The sequence below is a fragment of the Nitratireductor sp. XY-223 genome (assembly GCF_004959855.1).
GTDB lineage: Bacteria > Pseudomonadota > Alphaproteobacteria > Rhizobiales > Rhizobiaceae > Hoeflea_A.
Window position 1 is genome coordinate 190,781 of sequence record NZ_SPNT01000009.1, and the last position, 17,715, is coordinate 208,495.

15 protein-coding genes are annotated in these 17,715 nt (G+C 53.7%); 5 read left to right on the forward strand and 10 right to left on the reverse strand.

The genetic code is table 11. The features are described 5' to 3' along the window. Positions 1–266: 266 nt before the first annotated feature. Entirely contained in the window at positions 267–2,522 is a 2,256-nt protein-coding gene (locus E4M07_RS24040) for a YDG domain-containing protein (protein WP_246660584.1), read from the reverse strand. 310 nt (positions 2,523–2,832) lie between these two features. Here E4M07_RS24040 and E4M07_RS24045 point away from each other — a divergent pair, with 310 nt between their 5' ends. Next, positions 2,833–5,181 (forward strand): autotransporter domain-containing protein, encoded by a 2,349-nt coding sequence (locus E4M07_RS24045; protein ID WP_136660960.1) that lies wholly within the window; start codon positions 2,833–2,835, stop codon positions 5,179–5,181. Between the two features lie 274 nt (positions 5,182–5,455). On the opposite strand, the gene E4M07_RS24050 is transcribed toward E4M07_RS24045, so the two are convergent. The 9 genes from E4M07_RS24050 to E4M07_RS24090 form a co-directional block, all read right to left on the reverse strand. Continuing rightward, entirely contained in the window at positions 5,456–5,659 is a 204-nt protein-coding gene (locus E4M07_RS24050) for a hypothetical protein (RefSeq protein ID WP_136660961.1), read from the reverse strand. Between the two features lie 601 nt (positions 5,660–6,260). After that, positions 6,261–7,412 (reverse strand): YDG domain-containing protein, encoded by a 1,152-nt coding sequence (locus tag E4M07_RS24055; RefSeq protein ID WP_136660962.1) that lies wholly within the window; start codon positions 7,410–7,412, stop codon positions 6,261–6,263. Positions 7,413–7,554: 142 nt separating this feature from the next. Further along, on the reverse strand, positions 7,555–8,562 hold the full coding sequence (locus tag E4M07_RS24060) for a replication-relaxation family protein (RefSeq protein WP_136660963.1): 1,008 nt from the start codon (positions 8,560–8,562) through the stop codon (positions 7,555–7,557). Beyond that, positions 8,559–10,244: a type IV secretion system DNA-binding domain-containing protein gene (locus E4M07_RS24065; protein ID WP_136660964.1), complete on the reverse strand. Its 1,686-nt coding sequence runs from the start codon at positions 10,242–10,244 to the stop codon at positions 8,559–8,561. The genes E4M07_RS24060 and E4M07_RS24065 overlap by 4 nt, the downstream gene beginning before the upstream one ends. Continuing rightward, entirely contained in the window at positions 10,244–10,918 is a 675-nt protein-coding gene (locus tag E4M07_RS24070; RefSeq protein WP_136660965.1) for a hypothetical protein, read from the reverse strand. The genes E4M07_RS24065 and E4M07_RS24070 overlap by 1 nt, the downstream gene beginning before the upstream one ends. Continuing rightward, a complete protein-coding gene (locus tag E4M07_RS24075; protein ID WP_136660966.1) occupies positions 10,915–11,499 on the reverse strand; it encodes a hypothetical protein in 585 nt (194 codons plus the stop codon). Before E4M07_RS24075 ends, E4M07_RS24070 begins: the two co-directional genes overlap by 4 nt. A gap of 39 nt (positions 11,500–11,538) precedes the next feature. After that, positions 11,539–11,940 (reverse strand): hypothetical protein, encoded by a 402-nt coding sequence (locus E4M07_RS24080; protein WP_136660967.1) that lies wholly within the window; start codon positions 11,938–11,940, stop codon positions 11,539–11,541. A gap of 64 nt (positions 11,941–12,004) precedes the next feature. Next, on the reverse strand, positions 12,005–12,835 hold the full coding sequence (locus E4M07_RS24085; RefSeq protein WP_136660968.1) for a 2OG-Fe dioxygenase family protein: 831 nt from the start codon (positions 12,833–12,835) through the stop codon (positions 12,005–12,007). Positions 12,836–12,973: 138 nt separating this feature from the next. Further along, positions 12,974–13,159: a hypothetical protein gene (locus E4M07_RS24090; protein WP_136660969.1), complete on the reverse strand. Its 186-nt coding sequence runs from the start codon at positions 13,157–13,159 to the stop codon at positions 12,974–12,976. A gap of 799 nt (positions 13,160–13,958) precedes the next feature. Between E4M07_RS24090 and E4M07_RS24095 the strand changes: the two genes are divergently transcribed. The 4 genes from E4M07_RS24095 to E4M07_RS24110 all read left to right on the forward strand — a co-directional run bounded on the left by E4M07_RS24095 (position 13,959) and on the right by E4M07_RS24110 (position 17,650). Beyond that, positions 13,959–15,611: a YibE/F family protein gene (locus E4M07_RS24095; protein WP_136660970.1), complete on the forward strand. Its 1,653-nt coding sequence runs from the start codon at positions 13,959–13,961 to the stop codon at positions 15,609–15,611. 87 nt (positions 15,612–15,698) lie between these two features. After that, positions 15,699–15,971 (forward strand): hypothetical protein, encoded by a 273-nt coding sequence (locus E4M07_RS24100; protein WP_136660971.1) that lies wholly within the window; start codon positions 15,699–15,701, stop codon positions 15,969–15,971. A gap of 337 nt (positions 15,972–16,308) precedes the next feature. Beyond that, the gene (locus E4M07_RS24105; protein ID WP_136660972.1) at positions 16,309–17,448 is read left to right on the forward strand and encodes a hypothetical protein; all 1,140 of its coding nucleotides are present in this window, start codon (positions 16,309–16,311) and stop codon (positions 17,446–17,448) included. Continuing rightward, a complete protein-coding gene (locus tag E4M07_RS24110) occupies positions 17,438–17,650 on the forward strand; it encodes a hypothetical protein (RefSeq protein WP_136660973.1) in 213 nt (70 codons plus the stop codon). Before E4M07_RS24105 ends, E4M07_RS24110 begins: the two co-directional genes overlap by 11 nt. The last annotated feature ends 65 nt before the right edge of the window (positions 17,651–17,715 follow it).

Here is a 17,715-nt window from a genome sequence, read left to right on the forward strand (position 1 = left end):
TGGATGCTGGCGTCATTTTGGTGGTAGACCTGATTTGCCGGCCATAGCTGCCGCCGGCGGGCCGGATGCCCCAGTTTTTCAATCGTGACGTCACAAATCGCATCTTTATTCTGAAGTTTTTTCTCTCCTAGGAAACACCAGCCACAACGCTGGCCATACAAATTTAGTTGTACTGTCTTACCTTGCAGTCATTCTCAACAGTTCGATGGGTTCTTCAGCAACTCTAACAAAGATTTTGTACTGTCTTGCCTTGCATTCTTTCACTCCTACTGCGGCTTGTTGGAGTGACTGCGCAGGATGGTGATGGCCTCCTTGATCCCGGTGCGAATCAAAGTGAAGGTGAGCACCAGGATGGTGCGGACACTCTCCTCGCAATAGGCGGAGGCAAGGATGTAGACAGTCACCTGCAGGCTGTAGAACAACGCTCCCATGCTGCTGTAGCCGCTGAAACGCTCCACCAGAGCCTGGTTGCAGTGCCCGAAGATCCGGTTGAAAAACTGGCCCAACAAGTCAGAACCCTTCAGGATGAAGCAGAACACAAACCCTGGCAGCAAGACCAGACCAAGCAGCACCAGCAAGCCGTACTTGAGGCAGGGACGATTGAAGAAGCCAGTGCAGCCGGTCTGAAACCGGGCGACGAACGCTTGGAGACGGTTCCAGAAGCAACCCGTGTGGCTGAACTCGGTGCGATTCTGAACAGTGATGACATTGGCCATCGGCAGCACCGTGAGGAAAAAGATGGTCTGGAGCACCAGGCCAATCAGGTACTCGGTAATGGCAAACCAGTCATTGGCAGGGTCATCCACCAACCAGCCCCAGCTCACCAGCAGATCCACCAGGAACATTTGCAGCCCCATGCGGACGATGCTGATGAAGAAGGAGCGCCAGCCGGCCTTTTCCTGGTTGACACCAGCAAGCGGGATGCCGCTCAGTTCGATGAACACTTCCACCAGGCCATCTACCTGGGCGTCCAGGGTGAAGGACATCGCATAACGCAGACCATACACCAGGTTCTTGGTACTCTGGGCGTCCTCCGGTTTTTGCAACCCCACCAACACCAAAAAGGTCACCAACCACACCACGAACACCCGAGAGGCTGTCTTGACCGCTTCCTTGGTGGTCGCGTTGAGGGTGCCGAAGGCGTAGCTTTGCAGGAAGTCACCGTAACCCACGATGGTGTAGAGGACACTCCGGCAGCATGAGAGTGGTTGATCGTATTGGCGATAAGGAGCAATCAGAACACACCAGGGCACACCCACGGCGAACAGAATGAGCGCCGTGACGAGGGAGAAAAACAGCGCAGCCAGCGCCAGAATACCGATGGGCAGGCAGTAGGCCAGCAGCAGGAGCAATCCGACCGTGATCAAGAGCAGCTTCGCGATCGTCCAAAGGATAAGCTCATCATCCCGGCAGCAAGTGCGGCCCAGCAATTTGTTGACAACCGGGCACGGCTTGTCTTCAGGCCAACACAACTCCACTGGTTCTGCCTCGGGTTCTTGAACCACCACTGGAACGGGGGCATGAGGCGATGCGGACTGCTCCGGGCGCGGAACAATTTCAATCTCGGAATTCTCCTTGCTCTCATCTTCTTCAACCGCCTCCTCTTTCTTCTCTTCTTCCGCCTGAGCCAAAAGGCCCCGATCGGGATTGGCCACGGCCACCACATCCTGGCGACGTCTCTCCAGCCTGGCGATCTTGGCCGCCTCCCTTTCCTCCGCCTTGCTCACATGACGCCAGGTGAGATTGAGACACCCACATAGAGCCAGCGATCCGTACCCGATGACGATGATGATCCAGACCAGGAGCAAATCACTCTCATCAAGGGGCTTGAGCGTGGTTTCCGCAGGGCTCTGCGTGTGGGTGGTGTTGGGAAGGCCGGGAGCGGCAGTAGGCGAGACGACGTGGATGGCCGCGGAACTAGGAAGCAAGGTGGGGGCAGGGCTGCTCAACTCCGCCGTTGAAGCCAAAGACGGTTTGAGGCTTTTCGGCACACCGGTTGGAAAACGACTGATCGATGAGTCACTCGGTGCATTGATGATAGGGCGTACACTGGGCTGACGTGTGGTCAGTCTCGACGTCACCTGGCTGGGTGACGGAGTGGGGTTGTTAAGCGGCAGCGCCGTCGGGATTAAGCCGGGCGCCGGAGTGGGGCTTTTCGACGGGCTCCTGCTTGGAGACAATAATGGTAGCCTGGTGCTGGGCGCCATGGTTGGACTGGCGGTGGGCGCCGGCCGGATGGTAGCGGTGAGGGTCACCTCTGGGTTGGTGAGGATGTAGAACTCACTGTCCTCGCCCTCAAGTTCCAGGGTAACAACCACGGTCTGGTTGCCGACTTCCGGACTCAGGAAGTAGGCACTCAACACGATCACAGTGACGCTGTGGTCTTCGGTCACCCCCTCAAGGGAGACATGCACCGTGACGTCGGTGGTGCCGTCAAAGGGTTTGCCTTCGGCTTCGACGATGGCCGTCACGAGTAAATAGCGTTGTGCTTGGCAGACAATGGCTAGGAAAAACAGCCACACCAACTTGAATACAGCGTTGGCCCGCATCGTGCCAGGAGACGCAGGCGAAAGTGCGAGAAATCGCGTTCAGTCAGAATTGTCGCTGCGTGAGAGAATTCTTTGAAAATCCCCAAAAGGTTAGCAGGGATACAAAAGCCAGTCCACCGCTTTGGGTCGATGTTTACAAAAAAAAAGACCGTCCGGATCGAATTGAAACAGTTGCAAAACTGTTAATCCAAAAGCCCTTCGTTTTAGTCCAATAACCCACCACCTGCCTGACAGTCCAACTAGAAATGGTTCCGGTTTTTGTTTGGATGCGGGGGTAGTTGCAATGGACAACCAATCACTAGAAATTACGTCAAAAGCGGGGTGCAAGGTTGCGTTGGTCGCCTTGGCATTGGGCATACTGTTTCTGGGCGTTACAATTACGGTGGTGGCTGCCAGCGCCCAGACCATCACACCCCAGCCGCAATGCAGCCAACCTTTGAAATTAGTCAGTTGCACCAGCAATCAATGTACTGAGATTGGCGAACTAATCTCCTGCACCGGCGATCTGTCCGAGGGTGTGTCGGTTGACCTCGGGAACAGCAGTACCCACACATTCCTTAGTGTCACCGATTTAACTGCGGATATTACTCCAGAGAGCGGAGTAAGGGGAATCGAGTTCTATTCTAAAGGCGATATCACCCTCAACAGCGATACCGGCGACCAAGCGATCACAACGCAAAGTGATCACGGAATACGTGCCGTATCTCTAGGCGGCGGCTCGGTTGCGGTCGATCACCGCGGCACCATCAGCACGACGGGTATTTCAAGTTATGGCATTTCCGCATCGTCCCATGGCGCCGGTACGGTCACGGTCAAACAAAGCGGCATCATCACCGTGGCCGGCGGCTACAGTCATGGCATATCGGGATATTCAGAAGGCGGCGACATCTCCATCGAACTGACCAACAGCGATATCACCGCATCTTTGTCTGACGGAGTATCGTTCAACGACGGCGCCACCAACACGCTGATCCTCCACGAGACTGTGACCATCACCGGCGGCTACTATGACGATGTTTACGGCGGTTACGAAGATGTTTACGGCGAAGACGGCGACGAAGCCGTCCACAATTACGGCCTGTTTACAAACCCTGGCATTATGAACCTTAGCGGCGGCACCAACAGCTTCCACAACCACGAAGGCGCTTTGTACAACGCCGGCACCATGGTCATCCTCGGGGCCGGTAACCTGTTTACAAACGAAGGCACATTATCGCCGGGCGGCGAGGGTGCGATCGGAACGACCTTCATTTCGGGCAACTATACGCAAGCCAGCACCGGTGTCTTCCTGGTCACGATCGACGGCACCGACAGCGATCTCTTGGAGATCAGCGGCAGTGCGGCGCTCTCCGGGACGGTGACGGTCTCGGGAAGCCCCCTTTACGGACAGACCTACACCATCCTGACGGCCGGGGGCGGCCTTACCGGCACATTCGATGCGCTGACCGGATCGCTGTTTGTCGATAACGTTTTGTCCTATGACGCCAGCAATGTGTACCTGACCTCCAGCATTGCCCGTTCCTTCTGCGATGTGGCCGCCACAGCCAATCAAAAGGCGGTGGCCTGTGTTCTGGACGATCTTGCCGTCGACCATGAGGTGGTGGAGGCGGTGCTGGAGCTAACGAGCGAGGACGAGGCACGTCATGCCTTCAGGGCGCTGTCCGGCGAGGTTCACCCGTCGCTTAAGGCCGCACTGATGGAAAACAGCCAGAAAACGGTAGCAGCCATCAACAACCGCCTGCATGGCGCCTGGCCTGCTACGGGCACCTTGTCCGACACGGGTGTGTCGACGGCCGCCTTCGGCGACCTGATGGATGGCAACAATGGTCTTTGGATGAGCGGCTACGGATCGTGGGCAAATATTGATGCCACCGGGAATACCGCACAAACAGACAACAACCTGGGTGGCGTGCTGCTTGGCCTTGATCGGCAGGCCGGGCAGCACTGGAGGCTGGGCCTTGCCGGCGGTTACGGGGAGACCGATCTCTCCTCCACTGATCTGTCTTTCACCGGCAAGGCCCACACCTGGTCGGTGGGGGGCTATGGCGGCTGGCAACATGAGCGGTCAAGGCTGAGCTTCGGCGCGCTCTATAACTGGCATGACATCAAGACCAGCCGCCTGGTCAGCTTCGGCAAGTTCTCCCAGTCGCTTGTCGCCGACTATTCGGCGCACAGCTTCCAGGCCTTTGCCGAGGCCGGGCACCGGATCGAAACGCCAATAATGACGCTCGAACCCTTTGCCGGGATCTCCTATATCAAGCTTCACACCGACGGCTTCAAGGAGAGCGGCGGCAGGGCGGCCGTGTCTGCCTCATCCGGCACCGGGGACGCCACCTTCACCACCCTTGGCGTTCGGAGCGCCGTATCACTTAACCAACAGATCCGCGCCACCGGCATGGCTGGCTGGCGCCATGCCTTCGAGGGTGTCGATCAGGCCAGCGTCTTTACCTTCTCCGGCAGTGCGCCTTTCACCATCCTCGGCGCACCGATCGCCGAGGATGCCTTCATTGCCGAGCTTGGCATCGAGGCACGTCTGTCACAGGCCTTCATGTTAGAGGCCACCTATGCCGGTCAGTATGGAAGCCACACCACAGAAAACGGCTTCAATGCACAGATGATGGTGTGGTTTTGAGAGATAGTTCGGGAAATTGAAAGGGCGCCAGCATCCGAGAATGCTGGCGCCTTTTTGGTTGCTTGTTTGGTCGCCATAGCTGTCGCCGGCAGACCGGATGTCTTTTTTATCGTGGCAGATTGCACCTTAATTCTGGAGTTTTTTTCTCAGAGGAAACACCAGCCGCAGGTAGCCCACTAGAGGATAAACGTACCGGAGGTCGCCCCCCTCAGCCCAAGTCGGTAATGCTCACCAGTCGGTCATCTCTGCTGATTTGTTTTGCCAGACTCCGCTTTCAGCGAGAAAACCTGTATTCCTCCAGAGCGCTGATCAACTGACGATAGGAGCCGAGGCGAGGCGGCTCAGAGAACTTGTTCAGAACAGACCGCACATCTCGAACAACAGCTGCCGGTGTCGCAATACCTTCACGTTGGTCCTTCACCGCCTTGTACGCAACTTGGAGCTCAAAATTGATCAACTCTTTGCGATCATCGCTCAAAGTGCTTCTCCTCACCTCGGTCCCAAACGTATGCAGGGATGCCGCGAGAACCCTTTCGCGCAGGTCTCTATCCAAACGTCGGTACCAGAGAAGCGTGTAAAGGCTTGGCATGCGAAATCCAACGCAGTACAGAATGGATGTTGTCAGCACGCAAACCACCAGCGCGCACAAGGCTCGCACCTGCTCCTCACTCAGGCTTGGACTGAAAAGGACGAGGAAGGTGAAATAGTTGCAGACAAACCACAACACTCCCAAGAACGCCAACCTCCACAGCATCTTTTCAATCGCGTGAACCGGGCAGCGCTTGGCAACAGGGTTTTTTCAGAGTTCGCACACAGTGATGTTTCTAAAAATCAGAACCATTATAGCCAACAAGTGTGCCCTTGCTAGGGAGAAGATTTATTGAACGGTCAACAAACGAATTAATTCCCCCAAAAATACATCTTTGTTCTGAAGTTTTTTTCTTCAGGAAATCGCTGGCCTGTATTCCGGGCCGGTTGCGGTTGAATTGACCTTTCGGTCGATGCTTTACGACAATGGTACTTATGCCGGGTCAGTCTGCGTTTGGTTTATTCTTTCGGTCAATCGTTCTCGATAAGGGCTAACGGGGCGGCGGTGTTTTCTCTTCCTGCTCTGAGGAGCCACCGGAGATTTTCGAGGTAAACAAATTCGCACGCAAATCGACCTTTTCGTCCGGATCGACTTCTTCTTCGGCGATTTGAGCAGGTGGGGTACCGATTGTGTTGCGCCAGTCGAGGAATGAACTCGAAAATTCGTCGCGTTGGACAACGACCGGCGGCGCGGCAGAGATCGACTCTTCAACTTGTATGGCCGGCGGTTTTTCTGCAACCTCCTCTTCACCTCCTCCCTGGGATGTTTCAAATACGTCCGCTTTTTCATCCTCCTCGTCCTGTGGTGCAGCGACCGCCACAAACTGCAATTCTGCCACAGGCCCCTCAATAGCAATTTCCGGCTCCTGTGCCGGCTTCGAGTAGGGCCTTGCCTTGGCGACCAATGAAGCTGGTTGCCGCAACCGCAGAGCGAACAAGGCGTTACTCCACCTGCGCTTGAGGTCTTTTAATTGTTTGCGATGACAGCAGCAGACGCAGCAGATTAAGACAAATGCGATCGTGGACGAGGCAATAATTACAGGCAAATTCCACACATCACCATCGCTGGCTGCGCTGACGCTGCCCTTAGCCGTCAAGGTCGTGCTGCGCGCTGCGGAGGTTTGACTTCCGGAAGGGGCGTCGGTCGTGGGCGTGTCGGTCGGTTTCGCCCTCACCTGGCTGGGTGACGGAGTGGGATTGTCGAGCGGCAGCGCCGTCGGGATTAAACTGGGCGCTGGAGTGGGGTCTCTCGACGGGCTCCTGCTTGGAGACAATGACGGCAGCCTGGTACTGGGCGCCGTGGTTGGACTGATGGTGGTCGCCGGCCGGATGGTAGCGGTGAGGATCACCTCTGGGTTGGTGAGCTGGTATTTGTCCTTGTCCCGACCCTCAAGCTCCAAGGTGACAACCACGGTCTGGTTGCCGACCTCCGGGCTCAGGAAGTGAGCACTCACCACAATTACAGAGACATCATCGCCTTCGGTCACCCCCTCAAGGGAGACATGCACCGTGACGTCGGTGGTGCCGTCGTAGGGTTTGCCTTCGACTTCGACGATGGCCGTGAGAGGTTGTTTCCTTTGCGCTTGGCAGGCAATGGCTAGAAAAAACAGCCACACCAACTTGAAAATAGCGTTGGCCCGCATCGTGCCGGAAAACGCACGCGAAAGCGCGAGAAATCGCGTTCAATCAGAATAGTCGGTGCGTGAGAGAATTCTTTGAAAATCCCCAACAGGTTAGCAGGATAAACAAAGTCAGTCCACCGCCCTGGATCGATGTTTACCTGCTTTACAACAGTTCGAAAGTTTGGTTATCGGCTGAATGGATCGGAGCCGCCAGGACATCCTCATATTTTCCGATGGTCTTCATGTCGGCAAAGAGCAACCGGTTGGGATTCAGCTTGTGCGGATGTTTCGACAGATGGTTGCGATAGGCCAGTTGCATCCTGGCTACTTTTTGCGGTGTGGTGGTTACCGTCAGCACGTGGGACAGTGGCATTCCAAAGTCCTTTCGGTAGGTGTCGTTTTTGATGGCATGGGCATAGACAACAAACTTCCGCAGAAGCGATGACTGTTTCCAGAACGCCATTGACCGGATGGTGCTGGCACTTGGTTCAATGGTCTCAGTCCCCCGGCAGTACTCCAGGACAAAGGAGCGAAATTGCCGTCCTTCCTCATTGCCGGGGTAGTACAGAACAAAACGGAAATCGGGGATAGTACCCTCGACCAAGTGATACTTATGCCAATCGATCGAGGCCCGCACTGAGACGGGAATGTCGTTGCGCTCCAGCCATTTTGGTGCAAATCGCTGGTAATAGTCTTCGGGAAAAAGAAATTCGACATCCGATCTCAATGCAATGCTGGCGCGAAGTGAAATCACCAAATGGGCAGCTTCAATGTCGTGCAGCAGATAGGAGGCGCTGCGTTCCTTCAGGTGATGAAGACGTTCCGACACCAGCAGTTGCTTTTCTTCCCACAGCCAATCCATGCCGAGGCGGTCAAGCACATAAGCCTCATGGCGCGAACCGCCGCCTTCCAGGTAAATGCTTTGGAGTTGATTCAACCGGTGCAAGTATCCAGCCCGAAACAGCAGTTTCAACCGATTGCTCACGCCGCGTTGCGAGCGAGCCGGAAACAGTTTGTAGATGGCCTTGGAATCCAAAACACCATAGCGGCGCAGCGCTAAAAAAATCTCTCTGTCGCCACTTGTAATCGAAACCGGAGGTGGCTCTTCTGGCCTCTCGTATCTTTTATATTTGGCACGCTGGCCCATCCCTGCAATTCTACCGTCATTCAAAACAATCCATCCTCGGCCTTGCCGACAGGTTCATCGTCAAAATGCTCCAACTCAAAGGCCCGCCTGGCAATTTGCTCTTGCACTTGTCGTCGCAAAGAAACCGCAGGACTATTTTGGTTCAGTCGAGCCACTCGGCGAGGCAGGAATTGCGGCAGTAAAAAGCCGGGTTTGACCTCGTGCGTTTCAATCCTGAATGGAGCCAAATCGGGGCCGCACACATAAGCTGCTCGTTTGGGCAACTTCAAAAGTTCCACCATGCCCAGATGGATGAGTTCGTCGAGCCGGTAGAGTTCCGTAGGCAAAAACTCGATGACCGGCTTCAAACCTTCGGTGTATCCATCGCTTTGTGAACTGGAGGTGGTGGAAAATTGACCGAAGGCGGTGCCATTGCTGTGTCCGGATGTGTTTCCCTCTGTGTGCCCGCCAACAATATTGCCGTGGCTGTCGAAAATTTCGGAATGGGTGAGGCCACTGCTGCTGCCACTCGATTCTGACCGGGCACTGCCTTTGATGTGCGATTTGGTGGTCGATCGGCTCTCAAACCACACGACCTCGTGCCCAACCGTCACTGGTTTATCCATGCTGTGTTTTGGCAGCTCCAGATCAAATGACTGACGGAAGAAGTGTCTCGACATCACGTCGGCCGTCTCCTCATCACCAGCTCTGAACATGACCTTCATTTGGGCGTTGGCCATCACCGCGTTGTAGAAATTATCCCCATAAACCTTGAGTTGTTCCAATCGCTGATGGCTGAGCACCATGTGAAGTCCCATCTTGCGCGTTTCGTCCAGGCAGTTGACGACATCCTCGGTCAGATACCGGGCACATTCGTCTATGTAACAATAGCAAGGTCGCCGCTCTGCGGTCGCTTGGTCGCGCGTAAAGGCCGTGGTGTATAAATCATTGGTCAGGAGTGCGCCCAAAAGTTGAGCGGTCTTTCCCCCGAATGCACCGGAGGGCCGCAGGTTCACGAGGACAACATGACCTTTGTCCATGCACTCCCGAAAATTGATAAGATTGTCTGTTTGACCGACGATATCGCGCACCACCGGATTGCCGACAAAGGGCAACAGGCGGCTAGTGGTGCTCTCGAAGTATTCGGCAAAGGTGCGCTCGTTGTAGGCGGTGAGAAACTCCTGCCACAGATTCTTGTATTCGGGATTTTTGATCTTGCCAACGAGCTCCCAGGCGACGTGGCGAAACCGTGTGTTAGTTAGAAATGAAGCCTCGGCCAGGGAAAGCCGGTTAGCCGCCAGCGCATGAAAGACAGCAGAGAGACATTTTGAGAGGCGCGGGGTTTGCTTGAGATCCTCCCCGCCCCAGACCTTCACACAGGCGTCCACCATGGCGTCAACCCGGTATTCCAGCCGCGTGCCGTTATCCATAACGAGCGGATTGAATCCAAAGGTGTAGGTTTCATCCGACGGGTTCAGGAGGTGAACAGTGCGAATGCGGTCAATCCGTTCAGACGCGATCCACCGCACCAGATTATCGAAAAGGTCGGAATGTGGATCGATAACGCAAACGCTGTGCCCGGCAATAATATCTCTGCGAGCCAGCCCCTCTAGGAACTTACTTTTTCCGGAGCCTGATAATCCGAGGCAGTGACAGTGTGTTTTCCTGGCACTTTCGGATAAACGGATGTTTTTACCGTTAGAACTGGCGAAAGAAATGGCCGGCATCAGACATCGCCGTCAGCTTGCCGGTTGTCGCGCCGGCTATAAAGTTCTTCCAGACGATCTTTGCCGCGCTGATACTGGCGGGAGAATTCGAGTTCTTCTTCTTCACTCAACTCTGTGCCGTCAGCTTCGGCAATCTCTTTGCGGTCAGTAAACTCGTCAACCAGGGTGTCGAGCTCATCCTCAGCCATCCCGATAAGATCATCGAGAGTTTTGTCTTTGCCATCCAGCTTTCGCTCCTGGCTTATTATATCGACCTCAGCCCGCCTTATCCGGGCCAACAACTCCTTTTCCTCAACCTCATCCTGCAGAGCTGCCAGCTTCAATCCGCGGTTGGCTTTTTGCAGAGCTGCTTGCTGCATGGCCAGCCCCACCTCGACCTGCAACTGTATTGTTTCCTTCAGCGCTTCAAGGTTCCCCGGCTCCAAGGCGGTTTCAGCCTTCAGCCAGTTTTGCGTTTCAACCGCTACCTCGGACATGGCGCGGATGTTGTCAGCTACTGCCCGCTTGCGTCGAGTTTCTGCTTCCCAGCGCCGCCTGTCAGCGTGAGCCTTGAGTATTTCAACGAACGCTGGAGCCCTTGCCGGTTCCAGGTGATGACGATATGGCACCAGTTCATGGCGCTCCCTTTTATAGGAGACCTCTCCGTCCAGTGGTTTGACGTCCTTGTCCTTCATTGCCTGCTCCTTAAAAAACTCTCCAATGTCGCCTGCCGGGCCTTTAACATTTCCAGTTCAATGGCTGCCTCCGAGGCGGCAACAGCGCCGCAAAGACGGGATCGTTCGGCCTTTAGTTTCCTGGTCACTTGCTCTAGTTGCCGCGTTTCAATTTCGGTCTCAAAAACCGAGGAGGGCGCCTGGTTCACCGCCTTCCTGAATCGCCTTCCGTCGAAAGTGGTGTTGGTTTGGGTTCGAGCGGTTCTGGCCACCATTACCGTCTCCAGGCGATAGAACAGCGACAGAAATTTAAGAGCGGGAGGCAGGCCATCCGGATCAGGCCAGAATATGCGGAGGCCAATAGCCAGGGCGGCAATCGTGCCATACAAATAAAGCGACCACAGGGCCCAGGTGCCCATAAAGCCGACACCGATCGTCATGTCAGGATCGGACAGGCAGGCCAGAATAGGGATCCAACCTAGAAACAGACAGGCAGTGAATATTCCTACAAACAGCAGGCCATAAAACGCCAGGCAAAAGCCGATAAACGCCAAGGCGATTGCCAGGGTGATAAGGCCAAACAAAAACTCCAGAAACGGCATTGTAGTTCCTCCCGTTGCGGTCAGTAGGACTCCTCTTTCCTACGGCGCACCACTTTCCGCTCCATCAAGACGCTCCAGTTTGATGATGGTCTTTAAGCGGAGACTGAGGCAGTGATCTCTGATGGCCTCGACGGACACGAAGCGTTCTTTCTCGGCTTTGTGTTTGAACCAGGCCTGCAGGCCTGATGAGTTGAGATCAGCATCAATGCGATTGATAATGCTGGTGATGTCGGTTGGTTGGATGCCCCACCGCCGCAGATGCAACTTGGAAACATATTGTGCGACCTCATACTGACCGCCTCCGATATAGGGGATACACATGTAGCTGAAAGCCATATGCTCGGTTACAGCCTCAGCATATTGAAGGACTGTTTCTTCGGTAGCTTGCGCCAAGGGTGGCCTGCCGCAAAGCGCAGCCACCAGGAGGAGTATTCGTCGCATGACTGATTATCCCTAGAATGACCTGGCGTGGATTGTTCCCAAGGTTTTCTGATCCCTGTCAGCGCTAATTTATGGTGTAGCTATGATCAGTGGTTTGCGGTGAAAACTGTATGATCAGAACATCCCGATAAGCGTCTTCGCCTTCTCGATCTATTTCAACCAGGCTGCTGTGGTGGGCGATACGTTGGTCGGCTATGGCCAAACTATCCAGGGGTTGCTCCATCCAACACAACTCCCTGATAGACTCTTCTGGTACGTCACACGGATGACGCTCTACGGCCGAGGGATCAGCTAGGACGGTACAGCCGCCGGATACATTTTGTGACTTTACGTGGTGATGAAAGAGAAAGGGGCAGCCATCCTGGTGGAAGCAATTAGGTCTGGCGATTGCCGGTGCACCACTCGTTGGCGCGTAGCGCAAGAGCTGGACGAAAACCTGTAGAGGATGATCGCGCCAATCTGGAATCTTTGGCAGCAATTGGTGATCAAAGGCAATCAGATATTTTAGGGCCGGATTATTCGGCCAGCCATTGTTAATGTTGGTTTTCTCTTGAGCGTTTTGTCCCAGCGCCAGCTGGCAGCTCTTCGATGCATAAGGGTAGTAATCGAAGAAACGGACTGGCTGTAGGTCGTTTGCAACCACACCCGGAAGCAAGTGTCCTGACGGAAGTAGCGTGTATCCGCAGATAGAACGAAAACGCCGGCTAGTGGCAGCCGGCGTATCACTTGGTAGCTTTTCAAACTGGCGTTCCAACAGGTTTAGTGCTCGATTAAAGCTGTCGTCCCTACCAATTTGCTTTTTACCAATCCGTGCGTAGCCGGATTGTTGTAGCTGACTGACAATTTGAAAGGGGGGCTGTGGTATCGGATTACTAGAAACGGCATGCTGGTTCATGTTCCTCTCCTGAAAAGCCTGACCGCCGGGGCTCACCCCCAGAACAACCAGCCCGTGACTGATCGCTGAGCCCAGTGGACGTTTGCTATTGCTGCCAAGAAAAACCCCGCCCTGAGGCGGCCGGGGCGGGGTCTCTGGCTAGAAACGGTCCTTGAGACCCTTGTCGTAGCCTTTTTGATTGGCCTCGCTGCGACCAATAATACCGAGTGAGCCGGCGGTAATGACGCTCTCGACAATGCTCTTGCCGATGTCTTCACCAATGCCGGTGTCGCGGCCTTCACTGTAGCCTTCTTGGTATTCTCGCCGTTCTTTGTCTGAGGACATTGCCTCCTCCTAAAAGTTGCCCAAAAGCCGGTGCTCCTTTGAACTGCGAAGAGTCCAAAAGTCGCGGCGGGTCATTGAGTTGCAACGGTGAGGAAGCAACAGGCCCTTTGGGTTTACGTGACCCTTGATGTTGGAGATGACTCCACAGGTAGGACTGCACAGCATTGTCATTTCCGACCGCGAGGTTGCTATGGCCGGCAAGTCAGAACAAGCAACTAAAAAAGGCACTAGCATCCTTGGATACTAGTGCCGGTTGAATGATCAGTCCTACCTGACCATTCGAGGACGGGTCACGTAAGGCCTGTCCAATTTGAAATGCTACCAAAATTCAGTGCATTGTCAAGCGCAAAAAGCTCTGCAAATTCAACTAGTTAGAGCCTCTATGGCCACCAAAACTCCTTGGGATACTGTCGCTAAACTACCAGTCCATCAAAAATACACTATTCCAGCGGCTAAATTCATTTAACCACCGCAATCTATATTGGAATTGTTCAATATTGTGGTGCGACAACTGCCAATCTATTCTCCAGTCCCAGGTTCATCGCGCCACCAAAGGAGAGGAGCATACAAGACCAAATGATGGCTGCCAAGGTTGGGTGAGATCAGGCCGGGTTTTGTAACATTGTTAATAAAACAACTGAAAACACATGCGGAATGTGTGACCCGCGGGAATTCTAACCGTTATGAGAGAATTTCCCACAAATGCTTCTCGCTGAGATTGTGAAAATTGTCACAGACACAAATAGCAGCGAAAACCAGAATTATTTGGTCGTTTCTTTGTTGCATATGGGAGGAGCAAATGAGTGACGGACCGGGAAATCCTAATGATCGTGCGAACGATGACGAATTAGCTGCTCAGCGAGAGGCAGCGGAAGATCCCGACAAAGCGGAAGAGGCAGGCAATGAGGAAGAGCGTCAACCACCGGAGGATATTGAAGCGCTGCGGGCGGCAATTGAGGCAGAACTCGCTCAAAAACAAAGAACGCTGAATTTATATACCATTGTAATGCTGGCTATTGGCGGCGCGCTTCTGGTATTTGCGGTTACCTTTCCAATGCCTTTGCCGGGATTTTCGATACTGACCTTCACGGTCGGGCTTGCAATAATTTTAACCGCTGCCGGTACAATCGCGGGTTTCCAGCAAAAAGGAATAGTTGTCGGCGGCGCCGGCGCATTAGCGATCATTCTGACCTTTGTAATGCACCAGTTGGGGCTTCTTAGTCCGAGCACAATTTACTCAAAAGCGCTGGTCAAGGATGTGCCAGATCGATCTGTTGTGGAGGTTGCAGGAAGCGGCCAAATCTATGGACGAAAATCCAAGAATACTGTCCACGAGTTTTTAGCCACACCAGACATGATTGTATTCGACACTTTGGATGCGGTTATAACGACGCGACCCGATGGTTGTAGCTCTGACGATTGTGCGACGGAACACCTGTTCAGGTGTATTAGCAAAAGCATTTTGGTCGATACGAACAAAGGGGAGAGACCAGGAAGACTGAAGTTTCTACCGGCGGATGGTACCGTCGCTGCGGTTCTGCAACATGAAGATGATACTAATAAAACCTATGAAAGTGGTGTCAGAAACTGCGAAAACACGCACACGTCCTCAAACGCTGACTTATTCGGATTTGTATCATTAGCCTTTGCGCAGGATGTGAGGACCTACGAGCAGCTCTTGATCGACCTGAATTCACCCTCTGCATTTACTCGGCGAAATGCACGGCAGCAACTCGCAGACTCCGCAGTGGATCGTATTCCTGACCTTATGCAGGAGTTTAGTTCCGAGGATTCGTCTTATCGAACTCGATTGGGGATAGCTGTCGCCTTGGCGGAGATGATGCAGCAGGGTTCGGTTGATGCAGCCGCGTTTAGATCGCAGATACAAGATTGGCAGATTGAATTTCTTGCTGGCGCAGTGGCTGCGGAAGATCCGACACTGAGCAACGTTACCACCCAGTTTGTAAAGCATCTTGCTGACCCTAGGATGATACCTCAAGCCGTGCTGCGGTATTCAGATGCGACTACGCTGGGACAGAAAAACCTAATGGAAGCAGTTGGTGCATCTGCTTTTTTAGCGACAGATGAACAACGCAGTCAGGCTGTAAGGTGGCTCGAAACAGTCGATTCAGAATTGAAACCAGAAGCTGAATCTTGGATTCGCGCAATAGAAAGTGCTGGTCGGGATGTTGATTCCGTCACATTTCAAATTGTCGTCGGCTCTTACACTGACCAAGAAAGTGCGAAAGCGGCCGCGGCTCAGATCAACAGTGAGATGGGGGCGGAAGTTGCAAAAGTAGGGGTTCCTAGACCCGGCAATCCTTACATCCCTGTCGTATATGGCGATCGAGAAAATCTAGATGATGCAAGAGTAACGATGGACAAAGCTCTCAGTCTCGACTCTGTTTCAGATGCGTTTTTGACAACCTATGACGGCTACTTGCCAAACTAGATTAGCCGACCTGAAAAAAAGCCCGCTTCGGCGGGCTTTTTGATTCCATAGACAAACACTCGTAGAACCAATTCGGGATGATCCCTAATGCCGCAGGTTCCAACAATCACGTCTCAGGCAAAGCTTGAGACGGACAGGCTCAGCAAGCCCAAGCCTCGGTTCGACGATGCCCAGGCGCGAGCATTGGCCGGTCTGGGCTCGGCTGTTTCGGGACTTGGCAATGTGCTTGCGCGCCGGGAATGCAATATCGCCCGCATGAAGGCGAAGTCAGGCCTCAATGGCCTGCAAAGGCTGGGTCAGGAGATCATCGAGGCATTCTTTGAGAACATCCACGTAGCGGGGCAGGAGTTCCTTGATTAGGTCCAAAAGGAATTCATCGAGAAGCGAAACGCCTTTGACAATGGCCTGCCTCCTCGCCTGAATTCGATGGTAGACCATCGCAATGGTGCCCGGCTTCTTGTCAGGCGACCCGGGACCCAACATACAATTTGGCGGCCTAATCAGTGGATTCCTCGACCCAAATTCTTGGTGATGCACGTAAAGGTGGTATAATAGTGTGTGAAGATCCACTGGGTTGTTCGTCTTGTCACCCACAAACTGTTGTCGCGCGGATGCAGTAACAAGCGGTGGCGCCACGTGCTTCATGATGGGAATAGAGTTAAATTTGCCCTGTAGGTAGGGTCAAAAGGAATTCGATATGTTTGACGATCCAAAATTTGTCTTTTGGCCGGTCGGAACCGGTGACAGCACGAGCGTCGTTTTGACAGATGGCGTCGTCCTTCAGGTTGATCTGCGTCATGTCGCAGCATCTGAAGATGATGACGACGACCGTGTTCCAATAATTGATAGGCTGGTAGAGGAGCTCCCAGAGAAGGGCGGCAAGCCATACCTCAGCGGATTTGCTCTCACACACCCCGATCAAGACCATATACAGGGTTTCGCTGACCTCCTGAAAAAGGTCGCCATTGGAGAGTTGTGGTTCACACCGCGGGTGTTCAACGAATACAAGAAAGATTTGTGTGATGATGCCGTCGCGTTTCGTGACGAAGCCATGCGGCGTGTAAAAGAAACCATTGTTAAAGGCGGTGACGTTGAATCCGGCGATCGAGTTCGTTTGATTGGGTACGATGAGCTTTTACAGACGGAAGAATATGCTGATTTTCCCGAAAGTTGCCTGACAGTTCCAGGTAGTGAAGTTACGGAGCTTGATGGGGACGATTACACCGGTGAGTTCCGGGCGTTCATTCATGCGCCATTTAAGGAAGAAGAAGACGCCGACCGCAATGATACTAGCTTAGCCATGCAGGTCATTCTCGGTGACGACCCTTCAAAGGGCGGCGCTTTGCTGTTCGGAGACATCAGCTACCCGATTATCAGAAAAATATTTGATGTCACAAAGGAGAACGGAAACGACGTGGCTTTGGCTTGGCGAGTGTTCCTCGCTCCCCACCATTGCAGCAAATCCGTCATGTACCAAAAAGAAGGTGACGAGGAGAAACTAAAGCAAGATATCTTAAATGACTTGAATGAAGCGCAAGTTGGTGACGGGTGTATTGTATCCAGCAGTGAGAAAATTCCGGCTACAAACGAAAAGGGTGATAACCCGCCTCACGCCATTGCCAAGGCGCGCTATGAGGAAGTAGCTGCTGGCGATTTCCTATGCACTCATGAAGACAGCAAAGACGGTGAACCGCTCGTGTTTACGTCTGACAATGGCGAAATTGGATATGCAAACGATTCTGATGATTCCCCGACTGAGGACAAAGTTGCCGCCGCGGTAGCTGAGAGTCGCGGCTCGGATGAGCCGCCCTCAGAGGAGGTAGGTTTTGGTCAATGATATGGGGGGCAATTCAGTTTCTCCAGGTCAAGGCCTCGCCATCGAGCAACTCCAAGAAATCTCCGCATTTTCGCATGGCGACTTGGATGTCGTGGAAATCAGGTTACCTTCAAAGGATACTGAATCTGTTTGGGTACGCTTAGGCTTGGGGGATGTCCCGTTCTCTGTTGAAAAAGGAACGGGCAGCGTTGCGGTTTCATGATTAGGCGGCCTGCGCCATGTCGTCAACCTGGTTGCTGTCGCCCGATCCTGCGCCATGTCTGTGGA